General features: G+C 61.7%; 25 protein-coding genes. 12 read left to right on the top strand and 13 right to left on the bottom strand.

Features of this window, described 5'->3' with window-relative positions:
• Window positions 1-4: 4 nt before the first annotated feature.
• From A3AU_RS01000000136240 to A3AU_RS0127525, 7 genes are all read right to left on the bottom strand, one after another.
• Window positions 5-481, bottom strand: coding sequence for a GFA family protein (locus A3AU_RS01000000136240; RefSeq protein WP_081709695.1), 477 nt, complete (start codon window positions 479-481; stop codon window positions 5-7).
• An 82-nt stretch (window positions 482-563) separates the two neighbouring features.
• Window positions 564-1,118 carry a molybdenum cofactor biosynthesis protein B gene (gene moaB, locus A3AU_RS0127555; RefSeq protein ID WP_027055736.1) on the bottom strand — a complete coding sequence of 185 codons (555 nt, stop codon included), beginning with the start codon at window positions 1,116-1,118 and terminating at the stop codon, window positions 564-566.
• 1 nt (window position 1,119) lies between these two features.
• The gene (locus A3AU_RS0127550; RefSeq protein ID WP_032918288.1) at window positions 1,120-2,028 is read right to left on the bottom strand and encodes a 4-(cytidine 5'-diphospho)-2-C-methyl-D-erythritol kinase; all 909 of its coding nucleotides are present in this window, start codon (window positions 2,026-2,028) and stop codon (window positions 1,120-1,122) included.
• Between the two features lie 5 nt (window positions 2,029-2,033).
• A complete protein-coding gene (locus A3AU_RS0127540; protein WP_027055734.1) occupies window positions 2,034-2,219 on the bottom strand; it encodes a membrane protein in 186 nt (61 codons plus the stop codon).
• A gap of 140 nt (window positions 2,220-2,359) precedes the next feature.
• Window positions 2,360-3,220, bottom strand: a complete 861-nt coding sequence (locus A3AU_RS0127535; RefSeq protein WP_027055733.1) for a S49 family peptidase — start codon at window positions 3,218-3,220, stop codon at window positions 2,360-2,362.
• 79 nt (window positions 3,221-3,299) lie between these two features.
• Entirely contained in the window at window positions 3,300-4,097 is a 798-nt protein-coding gene (locus A3AU_RS0127530; RefSeq protein WP_027055732.1) for a tRNA1(Val) (adenine(37)-N6)-methyltransferase, read from the bottom strand.
• A complete protein-coding gene (locus A3AU_RS0127525; protein WP_027055731.1) occupies window positions 4,097-4,321 on the bottom strand; it encodes a putative signal transducing protein in 225 nt (74 codons plus the stop codon). The genes A3AU_RS0127530 and A3AU_RS0127525 overlap by 1 nt, the downstream gene beginning before the upstream one ends.
• A 200-nt stretch (window positions 4,322-4,521) precedes the next feature.
• Here A3AU_RS0127525 and A3AU_RS0127520 point away from each other — a divergent pair, with 200 nt between their 5' ends.
• Window positions 4,522-5,538, top strand: a complete 1,017-nt coding sequence (locus A3AU_RS0127520) for a polyprenyl synthetase family protein (RefSeq protein ID WP_019856937.1) — start codon at window positions 4,522-4,524, stop codon at window positions 5,536-5,538.
• A 43-nt stretch (window positions 5,539-5,581) separates the two neighbouring features.
• On the opposite strand, the gene A3AU_RS0127515 is transcribed toward A3AU_RS0127520, so the two are convergent.
• Window positions 5,582-7,480 carry a caspase family protein gene (locus A3AU_RS0127515; RefSeq protein ID WP_161633543.1) on the bottom strand — a complete coding sequence of 633 codons (1,899 nt, stop codon included), beginning with the start codon at window positions 7,478-7,480 and terminating at the stop codon, window positions 5,582-5,584.
• Complete coding sequence (locus tag A3AU_RS1000000139215) at window positions 7,477-8,091, bottom strand: hypothetical protein (RefSeq protein WP_154674684.1); 615 nt, start codon at window positions 8,089-8,091, stop codon at window positions 7,477-7,479. The genes A3AU_RS0127515 and A3AU_RS1000000139215 overlap by 4 nt, the downstream gene beginning before the upstream one ends.
• A 161-nt stretch (window positions 8,092-8,252) precedes the next feature.
• On the opposite strand from A3AU_RS1000000139215, the gene A3AU_RS0127510 reads away from it, so the two are divergent.
• The 4 genes from A3AU_RS0127510 to A3AU_RS0127495 all read left to right on the top strand — a co-directional run bounded on the left by A3AU_RS0127510 (window position 8,253) and on the right by A3AU_RS0127495 (window position 12,223).
• The gene (locus A3AU_RS0127510) at window positions 8,253-8,921 is read left to right on the top strand and encodes a GntR family transcriptional regulator (protein ID WP_027055729.1); all 669 of its coding nucleotides are present in this window, start codon (window positions 8,253-8,255) and stop codon (window positions 8,919-8,921) included.
• 318 nt (window positions 8,922-9,239) lie between these two features.
• Window positions 9,240-9,833, top strand: coding sequence for a biotin transporter BioY (locus A3AU_RS0127505; protein WP_027055728.1), 594 nt, complete (start codon window positions 9,240-9,242; stop codon window positions 9,831-9,833).
• Window positions 9,830-10,255: a DUF1284 domain-containing protein gene (locus A3AU_RS0127500; protein WP_027055727.1), complete on the top strand. Its 426-nt coding sequence runs from the start codon at window positions 9,830-9,832 to the stop codon at window positions 10,253-10,255. Before A3AU_RS0127505 ends, A3AU_RS0127500 begins: the two co-directional genes overlap by 4 nt.
• A 192-nt stretch (window positions 10,256-10,447) precedes the next feature.
• Window positions 10,448-12,223: a tetratricopeptide repeat protein gene (locus A3AU_RS0127495; RefSeq protein WP_027055726.1), complete on the top strand. Its 1,776-nt coding sequence runs from the start codon at window positions 10,448-10,450 to the stop codon at window positions 12,221-12,223.
• A 93-nt stretch (window positions 12,224-12,316) separates the two neighbouring features.
• On the opposite strand, the gene A3AU_RS0127490 is transcribed toward A3AU_RS0127495, so the two are convergent.
• Window positions 12,317-12,778: a GNAT family N-acetyltransferase gene (locus A3AU_RS0127490; RefSeq protein ID WP_027055725.1), complete on the bottom strand. Its 462-nt coding sequence runs from the start codon at window positions 12,776-12,778 to the stop codon at window positions 12,317-12,319.
• Window positions 12,779-12,979: 201 nt separating this feature from the next.
• Between A3AU_RS0127490 and A3AU_RS0127485 the strand changes: the two genes are divergently transcribed.
• A complete protein-coding gene (locus A3AU_RS0127485; RefSeq protein ID WP_027055724.1) occupies window positions 12,980-13,924 on the top strand; it encodes a glycine--tRNA ligase subunit alpha in 945 nt (314 codons plus the stop codon).
• A gap of 63 nt (window positions 13,925-13,987) precedes the next feature.
• Here A3AU_RS0127485 and A3AU_RS1000000139990 read toward each other — a convergent pair whose 3' ends face one another.
• Window positions 13,988-14,164 carry a hypothetical protein gene (locus tag A3AU_RS1000000139990; RefSeq protein ID WP_167335252.1) on the bottom strand — a complete coding sequence of 59 codons (177 nt, stop codon included), beginning with the start codon at window positions 14,162-14,164 and terminating at the stop codon, window positions 13,988-13,990.
• Window positions 14,165-14,389: 225 nt separating this feature from the next.
• Here A3AU_RS1000000139990 and glyS point away from each other — a divergent pair, with 225 nt between their 5' ends.
• A complete protein-coding gene (gene glyS, locus A3AU_RS0127475) occupies window positions 14,390-16,768 on the top strand; it encodes a glycine--tRNA ligase subunit beta (RefSeq protein ID WP_027055723.1) in 2,379 nt (792 codons plus the stop codon).
• A 110-nt stretch (window positions 16,769-16,878) separates the two neighbouring features.
• Window positions 16,879-17,166 carry a hypothetical protein gene (locus tag A3AU_RS0127470; RefSeq protein ID WP_027055722.1) on the top strand — a complete coding sequence of 96 codons (288 nt, stop codon included), beginning with the start codon at window positions 16,879-16,881 and terminating at the stop codon, window positions 17,164-17,166.
• Window positions 17,167-17,245: 79 nt separating this feature from the next.
• On the opposite strand, the gene A3AU_RS0127465 is transcribed toward A3AU_RS0127470, so the two are convergent.
• Both A3AU_RS0127465 and A3AU_RS0127460 read right to left on the bottom strand, forming a co-directional pair.
• Window positions 17,246-17,635, bottom strand: coding sequence for a hypothetical protein (locus A3AU_RS0127465; RefSeq protein WP_027055721.1), 390 nt, complete (start codon window positions 17,633-17,635; stop codon window positions 17,246-17,248).
• Between the two features lie 180 nt (window positions 17,636-17,815).
• Window positions 17,816-18,379, bottom strand: coding sequence for a hypothetical protein (locus tag A3AU_RS0127460; protein ID WP_245235588.1), 564 nt, complete (start codon window positions 18,377-18,379; stop codon window positions 17,816-17,818).
• A gap of 77 nt (window positions 18,380-18,456) precedes the next feature.
• Here A3AU_RS0127460 and A3AU_RS0127455 point away from each other — a divergent pair, with 77 nt between their 5' ends.
• The 4 genes from A3AU_RS0127455 to A3AU_RS1000000140540 form a co-directional block, all read left to right on the top strand.
• Entirely contained in the window at window positions 18,457-19,431 is a 975-nt protein-coding gene (locus tag A3AU_RS0127455) for an L-threonylcarbamoyladenylate synthase (protein ID WP_027055719.1), read from the top strand.
• Window positions 19,432-19,440: 9 nt separating this feature from the next.
• Complete coding sequence (locus tag A3AU_RS0127450; protein ID WP_027055718.1) at window positions 19,441-20,871, top strand: FAD-binding oxidoreductase; 1,431 nt, start codon at window positions 19,441-19,443, stop codon at window positions 20,869-20,871.
• 184 nt (window positions 20,872-21,055) lie between these two features.
• On the top strand, window positions 21,056-21,622 hold the full coding sequence (locus tag A3AU_RS0127445) for a DUF6101 family protein (RefSeq protein WP_027055717.1): 567 nt from the start codon (window positions 21,056-21,058) through the stop codon (window positions 21,620-21,622).
• Window positions 21,623-21,739: 117 nt separating this feature from the next.
• Window positions 21,740-21,938, top strand: a 199-nt coding sequence (locus A3AU_RS1000000140540; protein WP_154674610.1) for a helix-turn-helix domain-containing protein, incomplete at its 3' end; no start/stop codon positions are given.

The following is a 21,938-nucleotide window of genomic DNA, read 5'->3' as shown; positions in this document are numbered from 1 at the left end:
AGGCCTAGAGAATCTCCACCGGCATCCAGCGCGCCCGTCGCCGGGCAACACGGCCTTCCCGGCTCTCGGCATCATAGTCCACGGCGACCGGTTCGCAGACGAACAGCGACCGGTCGTCCAGCGCATTGACGATGACGATTGCCCTTGGCTTCCTGTCATCGCTGGTGACCGCCGCGACATAGACGCCGCAGTCACGGCAGATCAAATAGTCGGCCGTGCGCAACCCGAACCGGTATCTGTGCAATCGGGCTTCGTCCTCGACCGCGACGATCAGCCTGCCATCCGGATCGGCGATGGCGCGCGAGCCGTGTTTGATGCAAAAGTCGCATTGGCAGGCGCGGACTTCGATTTGCGAAGGATCGAGCTCGGTTGAAAATCGAAGGCGTATGTTGCCGCAATGGCATCCGCCGCCATGCTCGTTCATCGCATCGTCCTTGTCGGGGTCGGCTGTTGCCTCCACGAGAAAGTACTTTCGCCGCATGCGGTTTGAAATGGCCTTTCGAAGGCAAAGGCGCCGTTTTGCCTGGCAAACGCGGTGTGCAACCGGCGGTTCAGCTTCGGTGCTACGGAGCCGACTTGCCGCGCCGCAGATGTTCGTCCAAGCGCGGCATGATCTCGACGAAGTTGCAGGGCATGTGGCGATAGTCGAGCTGCGCCTTGAGGATGCCGTCCCAGGCGTCCTTGCAGGCACCGGGCGAACCCGGCAGCACGAAGACGAAAGTGGCGTTGACGACGCCTCCGGTTGCCCGGCTCTGGATCGTCGAGGTGCCGATCTTGTCGTAGGAAATGCGGTGGAACACTTCCGAAAAGCCGTCCATGCGCTTTTCGAAGATCGGCTCCAGCGCCTCGGGCGTCACGTCACGGCCGGTGAATCCGGTGCCGCCGGTGGTGATGACGACATCGATGGTCTTGTCCCGGGACCACGCCAGGACCGTGTCGCGGATATTGTCGCGGTCATCGGTGACGATATCGCGGGCGGCCAGGATGTGGCCGGCCTCGGTGATGCGGTCGGCCAGCGTCTGGCCGGATTTGTCGTCGGCAAGGCTGCGGGTGTCGGAAACCGTCAAAACCGCGATGCGCACGGGAATGAACGAACGGCTCTCGCTGATCCCAGCCATCTCACTCAACCTCCGATGTCATGCTGCGCGTCGCCGCGACGAACCAGTCGGGCTGGCGGCCGCGTATCTCTGCCGCCGCGCGCTTGGCGACATTGCCGGTCTCGAACAGGCCGAAACAGGTCGCGCCCGATCCGGACATGCGTGAAAATCCCGATCCGGCCTTATCGAGCCATGACAGCGCCCTGCCTATGGCGGGCTGCAGCGCCAGCGCCACCGGTTCGAGATCGTTGCGGGTCGCCTCCAGCCAGTTGCGCAGGCTGTGAAAATCGATGCTGCGCGGCAGCGGCGGCAGGGGTTCGTTGTCGCGGCGGGAAAGTGCCGCGAAGACATCCGCCGTGGAGACCGGCATGCCTGGATTGACCAGCACCAGCCCTAGCGCGGAAAAGTCCGGCACCATCGACAGCTCGTCACCAATGCCGCGCGCCACCAGCGGCTTTGCCGCCAGGCACATCGGCACATCGGCGCCAAGCGACAGCCCGATCCGTGCCAGTCCGGCGTCGTCAATGTCCAAGGCCCATGTCTGCGCCAGGCCGCGCAATACGGCCGCCGCATCGCTCGACCCGCCGCCGACACCGGACGCGACCGGCAGGTTCTTTTCGAGCTTTATGGAGACGGGCGGAGTGCGCTCGGAGCCGGCCTCGCGCCGCAAGGCATCGCGCGCCTTGAGCACCAGATTGCTGGCGTCGACCGGAACCGCCGGTGCATAGCGGCCGGACACGATGAAATCGTCGCTGTTCGCAGGCGCGATCTCGACCCGGTCGCCAAAACGCGTGAACACCGCCAGGCTTTCGATCAGGTGATAACCGTCAGGGCGCCGGCCGGTGACATGCAGCGCCAGATTGATCTTGGCATGCGCATGCCAAATACGCGAACCGATGTCGGTGTCCGCCGCGACTGATGTAAGCGAAATGATGCTCAGTCCTTGGCCAGCCGGTATTCGCCGGTCTTTGGATCCTTGACCAGCGTTCCCATCGCGCCATTGGCCGCCTGCTTTTCGGTGCGCCGCACCTTTGCCGTCACCCGCTCGGCTTCGCGCACGAAGGTGCGGTAGCCGAAATAGGCGGCGACGCCGACGGCGGTGAAGAAAATGATCTGCGGCATACCAAAACTCCTCCCACGCTGGGCCGGCGAAGGCGGCCGGTCGGGTCGGTTAATGCATGTCGCCCAAAACTGTGTCCGGTTTTGGGAAAACGGCATGCATAGGACTAGAAGCTCTTATGGTAGACGGTTCTGCTAAGTTTTCAAAGCCCGAAGCGAGCCCACAATGCGCGCTCTTCCGCCGCATCGATAACGCCGCTGGCGGCAGCTGCGGCAATATCGGGCGCTGAAAAGCCCTTGTTCGAACCGAACAGACCGAAGCGACTGAGGAAACCGCGCGGCGCCGAGACCAATCTCAGCTGGGTCTTGGACCCGAACCGGGTCTTCAGCACGGTGCGCATGTCGCCGAGCGCATCGACGAGGCCGAGTTCCAAACCCCTCTTTCCGGTCCAGAACAAACCGGTGAACAGGTCCGGATCGTCCTTCAGCTTCGTGCCGCGACGTTCCTTGACCAGATCGATGAAGGTATCGTGCACCTCGAGCTGCAGCGCCTTCAGCCGCTCGATATCCTCCTTCTTCTCGGGCTTGAACGGATCGAGTACCGCCTTGTTCTGGCCGGCGGTGTGGACACGGCGCTCTACGCCGATCTTCTTCATCAGCTCCGGAAAGCCGAACGATGCCGAGACTACGCCGATGGAGCCGACGATCGAGGACGGATCTGCAAAAATTTCGTCGCCGGCAACCGCGATCATGTAGCCGCCCGAGGCCGCGACGTCCTCGACGAAGACCAGAACTTGTCTGTTCTTTTCAATCGCCAGGTCGCGGATGCGCTTGAAGATCAGCCGCGACTGCACCGGCGACCCGCCGGGCGAATTGATCGAGATGGCGACTGCCGGCGCATCGAAGGAAAACGCCTTTTCGATGAGGCCGGCCGTGGAGGCCAGCGACAGATTCTGCCGGAACTGGCCGCCGGCCATGATTGTACCTTGGAGCCGGATGACCGGAATGGTGACGACAGTGGAGCGCCAGGATTTCGGCAGCAGTCGGTTGAAAAGGCGTTTCACGAGGGCGCGGTCTCCGGTCGATGGGTTGCTGGCATGTAGGGATTTCCCGGCCAACGGCAATGCGGCGGCCAGGAATAGCTCAATCTCCAAACAGCGAGGCGAGGCCGTTGGTGATCATTTCGCTGCGCTCGTCAGGCCCGTTGCCCGATTGCGCGTGAAGCATCAGCGGCGGGCGGATGGCGAGCTTTCCGCGCGCGCCTAGCGCTGCCCGCACAATGATGCGGATCGCCGCGGCGTCGGGGCGAGGGTGCACGGCGAGCATTTCGGCATCGCCGAAACGGCCTGACATCGCTTCGAGAATGGCGCCGAGCTGTTCGGGGCGCGCGATGACGGCAAGCCCGCCGCGCGGCCTGACCACCGCCGCCGCACTGCGGATCCAGCGCTCGAACAGCCCGTTTTCCATGACATGCGCCTCTTTTCGCAGCCGGTCAGGCGTGGCGCGGTCCCGGGCGGCGTTGAAGGGCGGATTCATGATGACGTAGTCGAAGTCATTGTCGGCCAGACCGGCAGCTCCTCTGGCCTGGCCCGAAACCGCGACATCGGCGACAAGCACCGATGCGCGATCACTGAGATGGGCGTTGCCGGGATGGGCAAGGGTGGCCGCGGCAAAGGCCGCCATTTCCGGCGCGCGTTCGACGAGCACGGCCTTGGCGGCCGGGCAGCGCGACAGCACCGCCAGGCCGGCAGCTCCCGCCCCGGCGCCGAAATCGGCCAGGCGTCCGTCAAACGAGGATGGCACCGATGCCGCCAGCATCATCGCGTCCATCCCGGCACGATGTCCGCCATGCTTGGGCTGTACTAGCCAGAATCGGCCTCGATGGAACGCGTCGACCGTGTGGGCCGGCGTGTCCGGGGCAAGGGCGGCGGCTTCAGCCATTACTTCTGGCGGATTTCGTTTTCGATGCCGGCATCTTTCAGGATACGCCGCGCCGCATCGGCCTGGTCGGCGTCGATCATGACGCGCTTTTGCAAAAGACCGATCGACCCTTCGAGAATGCTCATATTCTGATCGGCGACAAAGCAGGCGATGCCGGCGTCGCGCATCAGCGACTCGACAAAGGAGATGATCACGGCATCGTTGGTGCGGACAAGCTCTATCATCGTATGAAACTCGCAGTTTGCGCCATTGATGTAAACGGCCGGGGAATGCCGTGGCAGGGCCTGTTCCCACCGCGATCGTTAACAGGCTGTCACCACGCCGCGCCAATTCGCCACTTGCCGTGGCCGTATCCGCCGCCATAGAGTTCATATTGGGACTAAGGGTGCCGTCGCACGCGTTATACCAAGACGGGAGTGATTTCGTGGGTGTCGTTCTCAACATCGAAAACGGGAAGCGGGAACCCGCCTCCATCAAGGACCTCATCGATCTGACGGCGGCCGATATGGGGCGCGTCAACGAATTGATTCTGTCCAAGGCCGGCTCCGATGTCGAGATGATCCCGGAAGTCGCCAATCATCTGATATCGTCCGGCGGCAAACGGCTGCGGCCAATGCTGACGCTCGCTGCCGCGCAGATGTTCGGCTATGCCGGCGAAGGGCACGTCAAGCTCGCCACCTCGGTCGAATTCATGCATACGGCGACGCTGCTCCATGACGACGTCGTCGACGAGAGCGGCATGCGCCGCGGCAAGAAGACCGCCCGCATGATCTGGGGCAACCAGGCGAGCGTGCTGGTCGGCGACTTCCTGCTTGGCCAGGCCTTCCGCATGATGGTCGATGTCGGCTCGCTGGAAGCGCTCGACATCCTGTCGAGCGCGGCCTCGATCATCGCCGAGGGCGAGGTCATGCAGCTTGCCGCCGCCAAGAACCTCGAAACCACCGAGGACGAGCATTTCGCCGTCATCAAGGCCAAGACCGCGGCGCTGTTTTCGGCTGCCGCCGAAGTTGGACCGGTCATCGCCCAGGCGACCCGCAACGATCGCGCCGCCCTGCGCTCCTACGGCATGAATCTCGGTCTTGCCTTCCAGCTCATCGACGATGCGCTGGACTATGGCGGCACCAGCAAGGATCTGGGCAAGAATGTCGGCGACGATTTCCGCGAGGGCAAGGTGACCTTGCCGGTCATCCTCGCCTACCGGCGCGGCACCAAGGCCGAGCGCACCTTCTGGAAGCGCGCCATCGAGGACAATGTCGTCGACGACGCGGGCCTCGAAAAAGCGATCGGCCTGATGACCCGCCACGGCGCCATCGCCGACACCATCGGGCGAGCCCGCCATTTCGGCGAGATCGCCCGCGATGCACTGGCGCCGCTGGAAGAAACGCCGCAGAAGTCCGCGCTGATCGACGTCATCGACTTCTGCATCAGCCGGGTGAACTGAACGATTCGCGTTTGAACTCGCTCTGAAATCCAATCAATCGACCTCAGACGACTTTAAACACAAAATTCTTTGGCTCTGGCAACGCGATGCTTGATGCCACCACGAACCACGGCACTCGGTCTTCTAGGGCGAGTGCACTCCACAGCGTGGCATAGAAATTCTCTTTTGAGGGCGACAAGAACTTTTCTCCTAGCCCATCACGCCACTCTCGCCGAAAATCGGCACAAGTCCAAATTCCATTTCCGATGGCATATCCGCGGTTAATACCCTCTAGAGGGCCTGTTTCTCCAAGTTGATGGACGTCCTGTGGCTCGAAGAAATTGAGTGCGAGGTGGTCGACGAGTATCATTTGGCTGTCGACCACATCGTCCAAGCCAGTCAAGGCTGCAAAAGCGACGATTACCGTTGCCAGATCAGACGGCTGTTGAAACAGCCGTCTATCTGGATTACGAAGCGGTTGATACCTCCTCCTCAGCACGGCCAACGCGTCTTGTCCACCGAGATCGTGGTGGGCTACGAGTCCGTGGTTCGCTACAAGATCTGCGAATAGTCTGCAGATGACCTCCTCATGAATGTCTTGCCAGCCGCGAAGGTGTGCTGCGCTTAGAAAAACGGCGAGGGGCGCGGCTTGCTCCTCGCTAACAGTTAAAACGGAATTTCCGTAAATTTTTAGGAGAAGGGTGGTCAGTCGCTCAAGAAACTCTAGCTCGGCCTCGTCTTCTGTAGCGACAGATAAGGCACCGATTTGCCCCAGCAAGGCCGAAATTCGAGGTGGAAGGTAGAACAATTCGGGAAGGCCTTCGCGGGATAGCAGGCCAAATTCATGCTGATCCAATTTTTCTAGCACTAGCCGAAGCGCCGCCCGATCGACCTCAAGAATACGCCGCGTAATTTGGGCTATGTAGATTTGAGCTGACGGAACCACATTCACAATGCGAACTAGCTGACCAGCAATCAGGCTCAGTACCCGTTGCTCTGCAAATGGGTCGGAGCTGTTCCGTGCAGCTTCCGCGAAACCCTCGGCGAGACCTCCGAGAAAATCCGGTACGCTTCCCAAGGGCAGTTCAGACGTCACGCGCTCGATCAAGCCTGCAATCTTCATAGCATCGACTTCGTCAGGTATCTCTAAAGCGATGCGTTTCAGAGCTGAAATGTTTGCCGACCCTATGTTTAGCCGTTTGCCAAGTGATTCAGCTGCATGATCGGGATATCGCGACGGTGATCCTTCGTAATGTTGATTCAGGCAGAATCGGTTCGGGCCTTGCAAATTTAGCACCCAGACTGACACTGTTTGCTGGTCAGCTCGTCCTTCCGATACTCTGATCACGCTGCCTATTTCGGCCAAGTCTAGATAAGGTTTCGATCGTTGGACGATTTCTGAACCCTGAAGGATAGCAAGGAGGTTCCCGGTAAAAACCCCTCCATTGCTATTCTCAAAGGCTGCTTCGTTGGCTGCAGCGGCTGCCAGGGCAGAGAAGCCGGTGTTTTGGGCGGTGCCTGTTAGAGATTGTGTCAGGATCGAGTGTAGGTCAAAGCCCAATCCGCCGCTATGACACGCATCCAGCACGAAATTGGCCTGCAACGGCTGAGCGGCCACAACGATCTTCGCCAAATCGGCGAAGCTTAGACCGGTCAATGCAATCTTACTTACGTCCGTGTCAGCTAGCGCTAGGTAGAATGTGTCCAGGAAAACTCCGCCGTGTCCCGCAAAAAATATAGTGACGTCAACTATCTTAATCTTAGAAGAGTACAGTAAATCGTCAAGTGCAGATCGCACTTGAGCGAGTGTTGGTGAGAGGAGAAGCCTAGAATGTAATGGATCGTATTTTCCAATGTCGGGATTCGTCAATACGTGGAAAATTCTGGTGGCGTCCGTTTCGGCAGACGCTAAATTACCTATAAATTGATAGCTATTGCAGCCTATGCAAATGGCAACTCTCACGGGGTCCACCGAAATCTACGAATGCGTTCGACCTCATCAGATGTCGCCTCGGCCTCTTTGACAGCTGTTGTTATTTCCCACTCTTCTAGCTCTTGCCTCGTTTGCTTGGATTCCATCTCTTTTAGTTTTTTTGCCATCGTTGGGTGAACAACTAAAGTTGGCCCCGTTGGTCTGCCATATCGATCGGTTCCGAACCGAACTTTGCGAAGGGCTTCCAGCATGCTTGCGCCGACGTTGGGTCCAGATACTACAACATTTCCCGTTTTAGCGGTTACCTCATCTGCTAAGGAAATGACGCTTTGAAACATAAGTTTCTCGTGTCCGTCCGCCAAATCGGAGATGTATTTATCGATGGAGGATATGTTATGGTCTATTATATCCGATCTCCGGATAGTTACTTCCATACTCGCTTCTGAAAATTTTGATATTTCATCCGGGTTGGCTGATTGTTGCAAAGACCAATTGCGTCCATGGCGATAGACCATAACGTTTTCTCCCGAGATCGCAAATTCACGTCGTGCTTCAGCAGCGGCTCGGACTGCGTCATTGATAGCCTCGAACAATTCGCGCTGTTTTTTGGGCCTGTTAAAAGGTGAAAATGACTTGCTCAATGAGGACGACCGTTCGATTCTTGTGGATGGTGGGTACAATAACATCTCTCAGTCGGAGAAATGTAGTGGAATGGCGGGAGCTGCTTAAATTCTTATCCGTTGGGGTGATATGTCTCGCCGCCGTCTCGACAAGCGGCCTTGCCGCAAATTATCTATAAAACATGGCAAAGGGCACGGACGACACCATCGCGGTGCGCATCAGCAAGACGCTGGCGGATCGCATCATCTCGGGCGCGATCGAGCCTGGGGCCCGGCTGCGCCAGGATCATATCGCCGAGGAGTTCCACACCAGCCATGTGCCGGTGCGCGAGGCGTTCCGTCGGCTTGAGGCGCAAGGCCTGGCCGTCAGCGAACCGCGCCGCGGCGTGCGCGTCGCGGCTTTCGATCTCGGCGAGGTCAAGGAAGTCGCGGAAATGCGGGCCGCGCTTGAGGTGTTGGCGCTGCGCCATGCCGCGCCGCATCTGACGTCAGCCATTCTGAACCTGGCGGAGGAGGCGACCAAGGCCGGCGACAAGTCCCGGGACGTCAGGTCCTGGGAAGAAGCCAACCGCGCCTTTCATCGCTTGATCCTGGCGCCTTGCGGCATGCCGCGTCTGCTCGCCACCATCGATGATCTGCATGCGGCCAGCGCCCGCTTCCTGTTCGCGGCATGGCGCTCGGAATGGGAGGCGCGCACCGATCAGGACCACCGCGCGATCCTGACCGCCTTGCGGCAGGGAAACACCGAATCGGCCGCCGCGACGCTGGGGCGTCATGTCCAGTGGATCGGCCGCAAGCCGGTCAAGACCGCCTCCGGCGGGGTGCGCGAAGCTTTTGCCATCGTCGGGTAGGTCGGAGGTTGACCGGGTCACAGAGACTTCGTCATCCTTGGGCGTAGCGCCGCGAAGCGGTGCGCAGACCCAGGGATCCATTCCGTGACCTTGGTGGAGGATGCGGCTGAACAGAATTCTGCAGCGTGGCGACGCCTCCATTTCGCGGAATGGATCCTATGGTCTTCGCCGCGTCGCTTCGCTCCTTACTTCGCCATAGGATGACGAATTTGCACTGTCCAAAAGTCATTGCACTTGCCATCTCCTCCGAAATGTGGATTCGATAATAGATCGAAATCAGAAATTATCTATAATTTCAAAACGGTCGAAGGAATCCCCATGACAGATGTCGCGTTCTCGTCCAGCAAGCCGTCGTTCAGCCCGCTCCGGCTTCAGGATCGCTCCCTCGCCTGGCAGGCCGGCGCCGTCGCGCTCGGCACGGCGTTCCTGGCGCTGTCGTCATACATCGAGGTGCCGATGGTGCCGGTCCCGATAACCATGCAGACCTTCGCCGTGACCCTGATCGGCGCGCTCTATGGCTGGCGGCTTGGCGCGGTCACCATCGCCGCATGGCTTGTCGAAGGCGCGGTCGGTTTTCCGGTTCTGGCTGGAGGCGCTGCCGGCGTGGCACATTTTGTCGGGCCGACCGGCGGCTATCTCTTCGCGTTCCCGGCCACCGGCGCGCTGGTTGGCTGGCTGGCCGAACGCGGCTGGAACGGCAACAGGGTGGTGCTTGCCTTCGCCGCCATGCTGCTCGGCAACCTTGCCTGTCTGGCGCTCGGCACGGCATGGCTCGCCGCCATGATCGGGGCGGAACAGGCCATCACTTTCGGCTTCCTGCCGTTCATCGTCGGCGGATTGCTGAAGTCGGCACTTGGTGCCGCGACACTGATGGCGCTTCGCGGCGGCAAGGCGAAGCCGGCCAATCCGTGACTATTAGGCTGCGCGCCCATCACCTCCTTTGCCTGCTCACCTATGTGGGCAAGGGATACAGCCCCGCCTTCACCGCCAATTATGACGCGATCGCGGAGCGCCTGAGCCGGGGCGAGGACATCCTCCTCGTCTCCGGCCCGGACGATGTCTGCGCGCCCTTGCTCGATGAACCGGAACTGCATTGTCTCAACGACAGCGTCATCGAACGCGACCGGCTGGCTGCACGCGATGTCGGGGTGCTGCTGGCCCGGCCGATCCGGGCCGGCGCCCGCTTGAGCCTCGACGCGGCAACGCTCGCCAGCCTGCGCGCGGCCTTTTCAGCCGGCGTGACGCGCGAAGCCTGCCAGGGTTGCGAGTGGGCAAGCCTGTGCACCATTGTGGCGGCAGGCGGGTATCGCGATGTCAGGGTTCCCACTCTGTAGTTCCCAGGCACGATCTGCTATCGTGCCGAACCGATAGTGTTGTGCGTCGCCATGGTTTGTTAATCGGGTGACCCGATTGTGAATTTCAGGCGGATTGAAGCGCGACCCCAAAAAGGCCATGCTTTGCCCGGAAAGATCGAGTCTACGTCGATCCCGCTGACGCGGAGATGGCGCGTGGCTGAAAGGGATATGATGCAGCAAGGACGTGCGCGCTGGCTGACAAGGCTGGCAATTGTGACGGGCATGGCGATCTCGGCTTTGCCGGCCTATGCCAAGCAATCCACCGAACCGGTCAAGATCTCGTCGTTCTCGGGCGCCTATCTGGCCGCCCGTATCGCCGAAGGCGACAACGACCTCGACAGCGCCATCGCCTATTACAAGCAGGCATTGGCCTTCGATCCGAGCGACACTGGCCTGCAGCAGAGCCTGATGTTGTCGCTGATCGCGCAAGGCCGCTTCGATGAATCCCTGGTCTATGCCGACAAGCTCAAGCAAGTGCCCGATGTCGAGCGTTTCTCGCGCCTGGCGCTGGCGGTCGATTCCTTCCACAAGAAGGATTTCGCCAAGGCGCAGTACTGGCTCAAGCTGTCGCTGGAATCCGACCTCGACCGATTGATCTCCGGCGTCATGTCCGGCTGGGCGCAGCAAGGCGCAGGTGAGGCCGCCGATGCGATGGCTTCCATCGATAAGCTGCAGGGGCCGGACTGGTTCGGCCTGTTCAAGTCCTTCCACCGCGCGCTGATCGCCGATGCCTCCGGCATGCCCGAAAAGGCCGAGGCGATCTACGCCGCGACGATGCAGGATACCACCGCCGGCGGTGCCGCGCCTGAAACCTGGATTCGCAACGCGCAGGCCTATGCCTCGTTCCTGGCCCGCAAGGGCGAAAAGGGCAAGGCGGTCTCGGTGCTCGACCAGGCCGAGGCGTTTTCGCCGGGCAAGCTGGAAATCGTCGCCTTGCGCGACCGGATCGCCAAGGGCGACAAGATCGCGCCCTTCGTCTCTGGCCCGTCTGACGGCGCTTCCGAAATCCTGCTCGATCTCGCCACCGCGCTCAACCGTGGCGGTGGCGAGCCGTTCGTTCGCCTTTACCTGCAATATGCCTTGGCCCTGCGGCCAGACAGCGACGCGGCTCTCGTGCAGCTCGCCGCCGTCGCCGAACAGTTGAAGGACGGCGAGGGCGCCATCGCGCTCTATCGGCGGATTCCTGATACCTCGCCACTGAAGGAGCTTTCGGACCTGCAGCTTGGCCTCAACCTTGCCGATCTCGACCGTCATGACGAGGCGATCACCCATCTGAAGGCGTTCGTCGAGGCCCACCCCAACGACATGCGCGCCTACTTGGCGCTCGGCGGGGTCTATTCCTCGAAGGATGATTTCCGCTCGGCCGCCAACCTCTACGACAAGGCTGTCGAGGTGCTGAAGACGCCGACCGCGGCCAACTGGAACATCTTCTATCAGCGCGGCATCGCCTATGAGCGCCTGAAGGAATGGCCGAAGGCCGAGCCGAATTTCCGCAAGGCGCTGGAACTGCAGCCCGATCAGCCGCAGGTGCTGAACTATCTCGGCTATTCCTGGGTCGACATGAACACCAACCTGAAAGAAGGCCTGGCGATGATCCAGAAGGCCGTCGACCTCAGGCCAAGCGACGGTTACATCGTCGATTCCCTGGGTTGGGCCTATTTCCGCATGGGCAGGTTCGACGACTCTGTGCGCGAGATGGAGCGCGCCGTATCGCTGAAGCCGGAAGATCCGGTTCTCAACGATCATCTCGGCGACGCCTACTGGCGCGTCGGCCGCAAGCTGGAAGCCACCTTCCAATGGAATCAGGCCCGCGACTTGAAGCCCGATCCCGATGTGCTCGCCACCTTGCAGCAGAAGCTGATGAAGGGTCTGCCGCCGATCGAGTCCAACACGGCGCAGGAAACCCCGAAGGTCAAGCCCGAGCCGGTGCCTGCTCCGAAGGGGTGAGCAAGCTCATTGTAATGATGCGAACGGGGCTCTCGGAGCCCCGTTTCCGTTTTGAACCGCCGTCCAACGCCCGCCGATGCGCCGAAAACTGGGTTAGAACAGCTTTCGATAGACTACAAATCCGGAGCGCTCGCCGATCTTGTCATAGAGCTTCATGGCCGTCTCATTGGTCTCGTGCGTCAGCCAATACACCCGGCCTGAGCCGGCGGCCTGGGCGCGCTCGTAGACGCCCTCGATCAGCGCCCGGCCTATGCCTTTTCCACGCGAAGCCTGCGTGGTGAAAAGGTCCTGCAAGTAACAGTTCGGTGCGATCGCCGTCGTGCTGCGATGGAAGAGATAATGCACGAGGCCGAGGAGTTGTCCCTCGCTTTCGGCCACCAGCGCATGCACCGGCTCATAGGCATCGAAGAAGCGCGACCATGTCATGGTAGTGATCTCGCTTGGCAGTGCCGTGTCGCCTGAGCGGCCATAAAATGCGTTGTAGCCGTCCCATAGTAGCAACCATCGGTCGAAATCCTGGCGTGTGACGGAACGGACGATGATGGAACTGGACATGGCTGAACCTGTGCGTCGGGTTGTAGAGAGATCGAAATGACCGCAGCCTCTCGAGGCGGGCAATGGGCCAGTCTCCGGCGAACCTTCAACATCGCGCAGCAAAGCCACGATTGCTACGCATCCGACGCGCCTTTGCTTGACGCTTCAACGCCGTGTCTCTAGGACGTGCCGGCAAGCTAGCCTTTGCTGTCGAGGCCACCCGTGACGATTGAAATCCCCGCCCACATGCACCCCAACCGCTCGTTCCAGGGGCTGATCCTGACCTTGCACAATTACTGGGCGGCCTATGGTTGCGTCATCCTGCAGCCCTACGACATGGAGGTCGGCGCCGGCACGTTTCATCCGGCAACGACGCTGCGCGCGCTCGGACCAAGGCTCTGGAACGCCGCCTATGTCCAGCCTTCGCGCCGTCCCAAGGATGGCCGCTATGGCGAAAACCCGAACCGGCTGCAGCATTACTACCAGTACCAGGTGATCCTGAAGCCGAACCCGCCGAACCTGCAGGAGCTTTATCTCGGCTCGCTGGCGGCGATCGGCGTGGACCCGTTGCTACATGACATCCGCTTTGTCGAGGACGACTGGGAAAGCCCGACGCTCGGTGCCTGGGGGCTGGGCTGGGAGTGCTGGTGCGACGGCATGGAGGTCTCGCAGTTCACCTATTTCCAGCAGGTCTGCGGCATCGAATGCGCGCCGGTGGCCGGCGAGCTGACCTATGGGCTGGAGCGGTTGGCCATGTATGTGCAGGGCGTCGACAATGTCTACGACCTCAACTTCAACGGCCGTGAGGGCGCTGACAAGGTGACCTATGGCGACGTTTTCCTGCAGGCCGAACAGGAATATTCGCGCCACAACTTCGAATACGCCAACACGGCGATGCTGCTCAGGCATTTCGAGGACGCCGAGGCCGAGTGCAAGGCACTGCTTGAGGCCGGTGCGCCGGCATCGAACGACAATCTGCCGATGCACAAGATGGTCTTCCCGGCCTACGACCAGTGCATCAAGGCCAGCCATGTCTTCAACCTGCTCGACGCGCGCGGCGTGATCTCGGTCACCGAGCGGCAGAGCTACATCCTGCGGGTGCGCAATCTGGCGAAAGCCTGCGGCGAGGCGTTTTTGAAGACGCAGGCGGGTGGATTGGCGGCCTGAGCAATTCCAGGAAGAGTGCGAAGCGGTTTTCCCACGGGAATTGCGTCCAAACAAAGCTCTGCTTCAGGTCCCCTTCGTCATTTCGAGGGAAGCGCTGATCGGCGACAGGATCTGGCCACTCGGGCCAGCCATCGTCCGCAGCGCCTGCCGCACGCCCGGCATCGAGAAGGCGCCGTGCACCTGCGCGGTGAAGCAGGCGCTGAGCGCGACGATCTGCAGAAGTCTGGATGCCGTTTTCATGATCGTTCAGCCAATAGTTTCCTGCCTGAGCGTGTGTCGCTTCAGCGCTGCGTTCGGTTCATGGAAATCTTTGATCCAAGGACGGGCCGGATCATCGCTGCCCGACAGGGCGGCCACAATTTCTGGAAATCAGCCGAAGTCGGCGATCGTCGCGCGGAAAGGGTGACAGCGGCCAGCCGAGTTGCTATGCCCCGCGCGGACCACTCTCCCGCATGAGCTGACCCTATGCCCGACCTGCTTCTAGAACTACGTTCCGAGGAAATCCCCGCGCGCATGCAACGCAAGGCGGCGGGCGACCTGAAGAAGATGCTGACCGACGGTCTGGTCGAGTCGGGTCTGACCTATGAGGCAGCGCGCGAGTATTGGACGCCGCGGCGTCTGACGCTTGATATCCGTGGCCTCACCGCCCGTTCGAAGGATATTCACGAGGACATCAAGGGGCCGTCGACATCGGCCCCGGAACAGGCGGTCCAGGGGTTCCTGCGCAAGGCCGGGCTGTCCTCGGTCGCCGAGGCGCATGTCCATTCCGACCCGAAAAAGGGCGATTTCTATGTCGCCCACATTTCGAAGCCGGGCAGGGCGGCCGAGGAGATCATCGCCGAGCTGGTGCCTGGCATTATCCGCAATTTCCCCTGGCCGAAATCCATGCGCTGGGGGCCGGCCTCGGCCAAGCCGGGGTCGCTGCGCTGGGTGCGGCCGCTGCAATCGATCCTGTGCACTTTCGGGCCGGAGACCGAGGAGCCGGTCGTGGTCGATTTCGAGATCGACGGCATCCGCTCCGGCAACGTTACCTATGGCCACCGTTTCCTGGCGCCCGGCGAAATCATCGTCCGCCGCTTCGACGACTACGTCTCGAAGCTGGAGGCGGCGAAGGTCGTGCTCGACGCCGACCGGCGCAAGGAGATCATCCTTGCCGACGCCCGCAACCTTGCCTTCGCCAACGGGCTCGACCTGGTCGAGGATGAAGGCTTGCTGGAGGAAGTCTCCGGGCTGGTCGAATGGCCCGTCGTGCTGATGGGCGAGTTCGAGCAGGCGTTCCTTGCCATTCCGGCCGAAGTCATCCGGCTGACCATCCGCGCCAACCAGAAGTGCTTTGTCACGCGCCCGCAAGGTGAAGGCGAGGCGTTGTCCAACCGCTTCATCCTCACCGCCAACATCGAGCCCAAGGATGGCGGCAAGGAGATCGCCCACGGCAACGGCAAGGTGGTGCGCGCCCGTCTCTCCGACGCGCTCTATTTCTGGACGACCGACCAGGGCGATTTGCCTGATCTTGCTGAACTCGAGACATCGGCGAAAAAATTCGAACTCGATCTGAAGAAGCCGCTCGACCAGCGCATGGCCCGGCTCGATCATCTCAATGTGACGTTCCACGCCAAGCTCGGCACGCAAGGCGAGCGGGTGGAGCGGATCAAAGAACTAGCCGAAGAACTGGCGCCGACCGTCGGAGCAGATCGGATGCTGGCTGCTCGCGCTGCCGTCCTCGCCAAAGCCGATCTGACCACCGAAGTGGTCGGAGAGTTTCCCGAATTGCAGGGCGCCATGGGCCGCAAATACGCGCTGCTCCAGGGCGAGCACCGGTCCGTGGCCGCTGCCGTCGAGGAACACTACAAGCCGCAAGGCCCCTCCGATTACGTACCGAGCGATCCGGTGTCGGTTGCGGTGGCGCTGGCCGACAAGCTCGACACACTGGTCGGCTTCTGGGCGATCGATGAAAAGCCGACGGGGTCGAAGGATCCCTACGCGCTGCGAAGGGCGGCGCTTGGCGTGGTGAGGATCATTCTGGAGAACAAGCTGAAGCTCTCGTTGGCCATTGCCATTGCTGCTTCAGTCTCTTCCGCCCTTGCCGTGTATGAACAAAAAGGCGAAGGGGCAGAGAGCCGTGGCGTGGTCGCGATGCTCGATGCCCGGATTCGCGAATACAAGGGGACCAGCCGACTGTTGTCGGAAGCGGGCCTGATTTCGAACTTGTTGAAAGGCGGGTTGGCGAAGGCAAGTGCAGAGACTTTTGGCTCGGCCGATCAGGAGCGAGAGTTCTTCGACGGCCAGCGCCTGATGGAGCTGACGGCCTCGTTGTCGCCGTTCATCGCCGACCTTCTCTCGTTCTTCCACGACCGCCTCAAGGTCTATCTGCGTGATCAGGGCGCGCGGCATGATCTCATCGACTCGGTTATCACGCCGCAGTCGGATGACCTTTTGCAGATCGTGCGCCGCGTCGAAGCACTGGGCTCCTTCCTCGACACCGAGGACGGCAAGAACCTGCTCGCCGGCACCAAGCGCGCGGCCAACATCCTGGCCGCCGAGGAAAAGAAGAAAACGGCGATCGCCGACACCGTTGAGCCGGCTTTGTTCAGGGAAAATGCTGAGAAATCGCTGTTTGCGGCGGTGAATCAGGCCGAGAAGCAAGCCGGCGAAGCGATTCAAAACGAAGACTTTTCCGCCGCCATGCTGGCGCTTAGCGCGTTGCGCGAACCCGTTGATTCATTCTTCGAAGGTGTTCTAGTGAATGATGAGGACTTGGCGGTGCGTGCCAACCGTCTGGCGCTTCTCACGCGCATCCGCGCAGCCACCGGTCAGGTCGCGGATTTCTCGAAAATCGCTGGTTGAGAAGCCACCAAAAATATCTTCGAGCCGACCGTTCGAGCCGGCTTACAGTCATATGACGATGATCTCTCCGTGGCAAAAGGGACATGTTCCCCAACCCAACGGAGGCTTCCATGAATTCCGATCACGAAATCGAAGTGACTGAAGAAACCTCAGGCCAGGCCGAGGCGCTTGAATCCGCTTCCGAAACCACCCTCGATCATGCCGCTGCCACGGCTGTCGAGGCCGCCGATCATTCTGACGCCGAGGACGGTGACGAGGAAGAAGGCGACGACGAAGACGGCGAAGAATCCGATGAAGACGACGCCGACATGAAGGCCGAAGGCGATGACGCCGAGGACGAAGAAGAATCCGAAGACGGCGAGTCCGAAGAAGACGACGAAAAGGACGAAGCGGCCTGAGAGTTCAACCTGGCTCTGTCGAAAGAGAGGGCGGCGCATCAGCGTCGCCCTCTCTTTTTTTGAGCCCAGATTGCCCGGATCAGTTCTCCAGGATGCTGACGCGCACGCTGTTTTCGTAGACGTCGACCTGGATCAGCGGCTCGCCATTGACGATGGCGCGCTTGGTCGAGGAACTCATCGCGCCGGGGCGCTCCAGCATGCGCTGCAGGTCGGCGCGCTGGTCGTTGGTCCTGAACCAACCATCACCCTGATCGTCGCTGTCGCGGCGATGGAATTTGTGCCAGTTGGCGCGGTCCTGCCGCACCATCTGCGCGGCGCTGTCCAGCGCATAGCCGTCGCTTGCCTGATGGTCGCGATGGGAAATGCGCGCGACATAGGATCCCAGCATGGCATCGGCTTGCGCCGAACTGGCGCCAAGCAGCGACGCCAGCAGAAGCCCGGCCACCGTAACGGTCTTGGATAGTCTCATGATCAACCCCCCTTTTTGACGGCGAAGTCCGTCTGCCAGCCGCCCCTTTGCCTGAATCGCTTGACCAAATTCAGGCGGCGGCCTCGACTGGCCAGATATGACGGGACGAGCTCGCGCGGCAATGGTGCGCAGGGCGCCGTCAAGCTGTCAACGATCTGCCAGCCCAACAATCGTTGGCCGCTACTTGACCTTGCCGACCCCGGGAGCGGGGGGCGATGCGGCTGCCGGTGCGGCCCGCTTCTTTTGCGTGGCCGGTGCTGGAGCCGCCGATGCGGTCGTCTGGGCCGGCGCAGGAGCAGCGGCGGTGGTCGCGGCCGGGGCCTTGGCTTGTGTCGGTGGCGTGAAATCGCCGCCGACGACGCCACCGCGAATGATCATCGGGCCTCGCATGAAGCCGTGCCGTGCCTCGGGTGCGCTGGGGATCGCCGCCACCTTCTCATCGGTGACATCGGGCTCATAGGTGACATCGGGCTCGCCGAGCGCAACGACGGACACCACATCGCTTGCCCTGGTCTCGGCTGCCTTCAGTGCAAGGATCGAGGGCGTCTTGGCCGGCGCGTCGGGAAAGACCAGTGAGGAGGCCTGAACTCCACCGCTCAACGCGGCCAGGGTGACGATACCCAGCAAGATACGCCCAGACACGATGACCTGCTCCCCTTTGCCCAGAAGCTGCTCATATAGCAGGCCGGAATTGATGCCGGCTTTCGCGGGAATGTAGCATTTTAGGAATTGATAAATCGCCAAGGCCCTCTCCGGCCAACAGCCGGCTTGCCCAACAGCCGACATCGTACTACGCAGCCGGCATCTGCGAGGTGACGAGAGTGGCTGAGATACTTGCCGTCGGCGAAGCGTTGGAGCGGGCGCTGGCTTTGCTTCAGGGCGGCGATGTCGTCGCCATCCCGACCGAGACCGTCTACGGGCTTGCCGGTGACGCCACCAACGGTATCGGCGTGGCGCGTATCTTCGAGGCCAAGGGGCGGCCGCGCTTCAACCCATTGATCGCCCATGTGGCCGATATGGCGATGGCCGAGCGCATCGCTGTGTTCGATCCGCTGTCGCGGAAACTGGCGCAGGCGTTCTGGCCGGGCCCGCTGACGCTGGTGCTGCCGCAACGGCCCGGCAACGGCATCCATCCGCTGGTCACGGCCGGGCTCGATACGATCGCCTTGCGCATGCCGAGGGGCTTTGGCGGCGATCTCATCGCAAAACTCGGCAGGCCGCTTGCCGCGCCCAGCGCCAATTCGTCCGGCAGGATCAGCGCGACGACGGCGCAAGCGGTGGCGGCGGATCTCGGCGCACGCATCAGGCTGGTGGTCGACGGTGGCGCGACGCCGGTCGGGCTGGAATCGACCATCGTCAAGGCCGAAGGGGAGAGGTTGCGACTGCTGCGCCCGGGCGGTGTTGCCGCCGAAGATATCGAAGTGGTCATCGGCGCGGAACTGTTGCGCGGCCATACCGCCGGCATCGAGGCGCCGGGCATGCTCGCCTCGCATTACGCGCCGGGCGCGGCTGTTCGGCTCAATGCCGGACATGTTGACGAGGGTGAGGCGCTGCTTGCCTTCGGCGATCAACGGGCCGAAGGCTGGCGCCGTGCCGTCGCCTTCCTCAATCTGTCCGTATCCGGCGATCTGCGCGAAGCGGCGAGCAATCTTTTCGCCTACATGCAGGAACTCGATCGCAGCGGCGCACGCACCATCGCCGTCGAGACGGTTCCCTTCGATGGACTTGGCGAAGCCATCAACGACCGGCTCTCGCGTGCCGCCGCTCCGCGTGACAATGCACAGCTCACGACATAGTTTTCCCACATGACCGAAATTTCGCGAAAACCAGATCCCGCTCTCATCGACCGCTTCGCGGCGATTGTCGGCGACAAATACGCGCTGCGCGACGAGCAGGACATCGCGCCTTACCTCATCGAGCGGCGCGGGCTCTGGCATGGTGCGACATCGCTGGTGCTGCGGCCGGGCAGCGTCGACGAGGTCAGCCGGATCATGCGGCTGGCGACCGAGACGGGAACGCCGATCGTGCCGCAAAGCGGCAACACCGGTCTGGTCGGCGCCCAGGTGCCGGACAGATCCGGCCGCGAGATCATCCTGTCGCTATCGCGGCTGAACCGCATCCGCGAGATCGATGTCCTCTCCAACACGGTGACGGCGGAGGCCGGCGTCATCCTGCAGACGCTGCAGGAGGCGGCAGACGCCGCCGACCGGCTGTTTCCGCTGTCTCTCGCCGCGCAAGGCTCCTGCCAGATCGGCGGCAACCTTTCCTCCAATGCCGGGGGCACAGGCGTGCTGGCCTATGGCAATGCGCGCGAACTCTGCCTCGGCGTCGAAGTGGTGCTGCCGACGGGCGAGGTCTTCGACGATCTGCGCAAGCTGAAGAAGGACAATACCGGCTACGATTTGAAGAACCTGTTCGTCGGCGCCGAAGGCACGCTCGGCATCATCACCGCCGCCGTGCTGAAACTGTTCCCGAAGCCGAAGGGGCGCGAGGTCGCGTTCGCCGGCCTGTCGTCGCCCGAGGCAGCACTGTCGCTGTTCAGCCTGGCGACGGACCGGGCCGGCGCTTCGCTCACCGCCTTCGAACTGATCGGCAGGAGACCTTACGATTTCACGCTCAAGCATGGGCAAGGTATCGTGCGTCCGCTGGCCGACGACTGGCCCTGGTATGTCCTGATGCAGGTTTCCTCCGGCCGCTCGGAAGACGACGGACGCGCGCTGGTCGAGGAGGTGCTGGCGGACGGTCTCGAGAAAGGCATCGTTGGCGATGCGGTGGTCGCGGCAAGCCTTGCCCAGGGCGATGCTTTCTGGAATTTCCGCGAGACGCTGCCCGAATGCCAGAAGCCTGAGGGCGCTTCGATCAAGCACGACATTTCGGTGCCGATCGCATCGATCCCGCGTTTCATCGAAGAGGCGGCCGGCGTGGTGGCTTCGGTCAGTGCCGGTGCCCGCGTGGTCTGCTTCGGCCATATGGGCGACGGCAATCTCCACTACAACATTTCCCGGCCCGTCGATGGCGACGACGAGACGTTTCTCGCCCTCTACCATCCCATGAACAAGGCCGTGCACGACGTCGTGCGGTCCTTCCACGGTTCGATCTCGGCCGAGCACGGCATCGGCCAGCTGAAGCGCGACGAACTGATCGCCACCGCGCCGCCGATGGCCATCGATCTGATGCGCCGGGTAAAGACCGCATTCGATCCAGCCGGCATCATGAATCCCGGTAAGGTTATCTGATCCTTTCGACATCTTGTGGTCGGTGGCATTCCGATAACCATCCCTGAGATCAGCAAAATTTAACCGACTTTCTTAAGCGCGGCGGTAAGGAGCCCGCGCTACTGTTTCCCCATAACGAGGCCGGGAAAACTGGCCCGGAGAGAACCGGACACCGGCTCTCAGGAGACAGACAGGAAGGCACTCTATGAACACCGGACTGAAGCCAGTCTGGGCGGGACGCAACATGCGCCTCGACCCATTCCGACTGCCCCAGATGGTCAGCTACGCCACGCGCGACGATTACGGCGACGTGACGTTCACCATCGACCACCGCGGTGCAGTGATCCGCCGCCTGCTCGAGATGAGCGGCGTGCCGGCGATCATCGCTCTGCCGGCCAATGCGTTTCGCGGCGTTGCCGCCCGCGCCATGGAGGATCCGGACGGCAATGTCACGGTGACCCTCGAACTCCTGCACAACGATCCGATGCTGTCGGTGCCGCTTTTGGTGGCAGACGATCTCGACGATGTCGCCGCCGACTGGCGCGCCTGGGCCGATGCCTACCGTCTGCCGATGCTGTTGATCGAATCGGATGGCGTCGCCCGCACCCTGGAAGAATCGCTCGGCGCCGCCATCAAGACGCTGCCGCCGCAGGATCGCCGCAAGGGCCGCGTTTCGACCACGCGCCGTCCGCGTTTCCTCGCCCGCCGCAGGGCTGGTGACCTTGGTCTGAGGCTCGTCATCGACGGCGAGGAGATTATTTCGCGGGATTAGCCACTTCTCCCCGTCACTATACGGGGAGAAGTGCCCGGTGTCCGAACCGGATAGATAGGTAACAGAATGGACTGATTAGATGGGTGACAGTTTTCTTGTCCGCCGGGAGGACCGGCGATGGTTTGGCGAGAGACTGGCATCATGGATGAGCGGCTCCGGTTTGTTGTGGACTGCCTTTCTGGCGAGGAGACGATGACGCAGCTGTGTGCGGCCTACGGCATCTCGCGCAAGAGCGGCTACAAATGGCTAGGGCGTTATCGGGAGTTTGGTCCGGAAGGTTTGCACGATCGGCCGCGAGCGCCGCTCAATCACGGCC

Origin of the sequence: Mesorhizobium erdmanii USDA 3471 (assembly GCF_000472705.1) — a bacterium.
GTDB lineage: Bacteria > Pseudomonadota > Alphaproteobacteria > Rhizobiales > Rhizobiaceae > Mesorhizobium > Mesorhizobium erdmanii.
The sequence above is the reverse complement of the archived record's forward strand: the minus strand, read 5'-3'. Positions and strand labels throughout refer to the sequence as shown.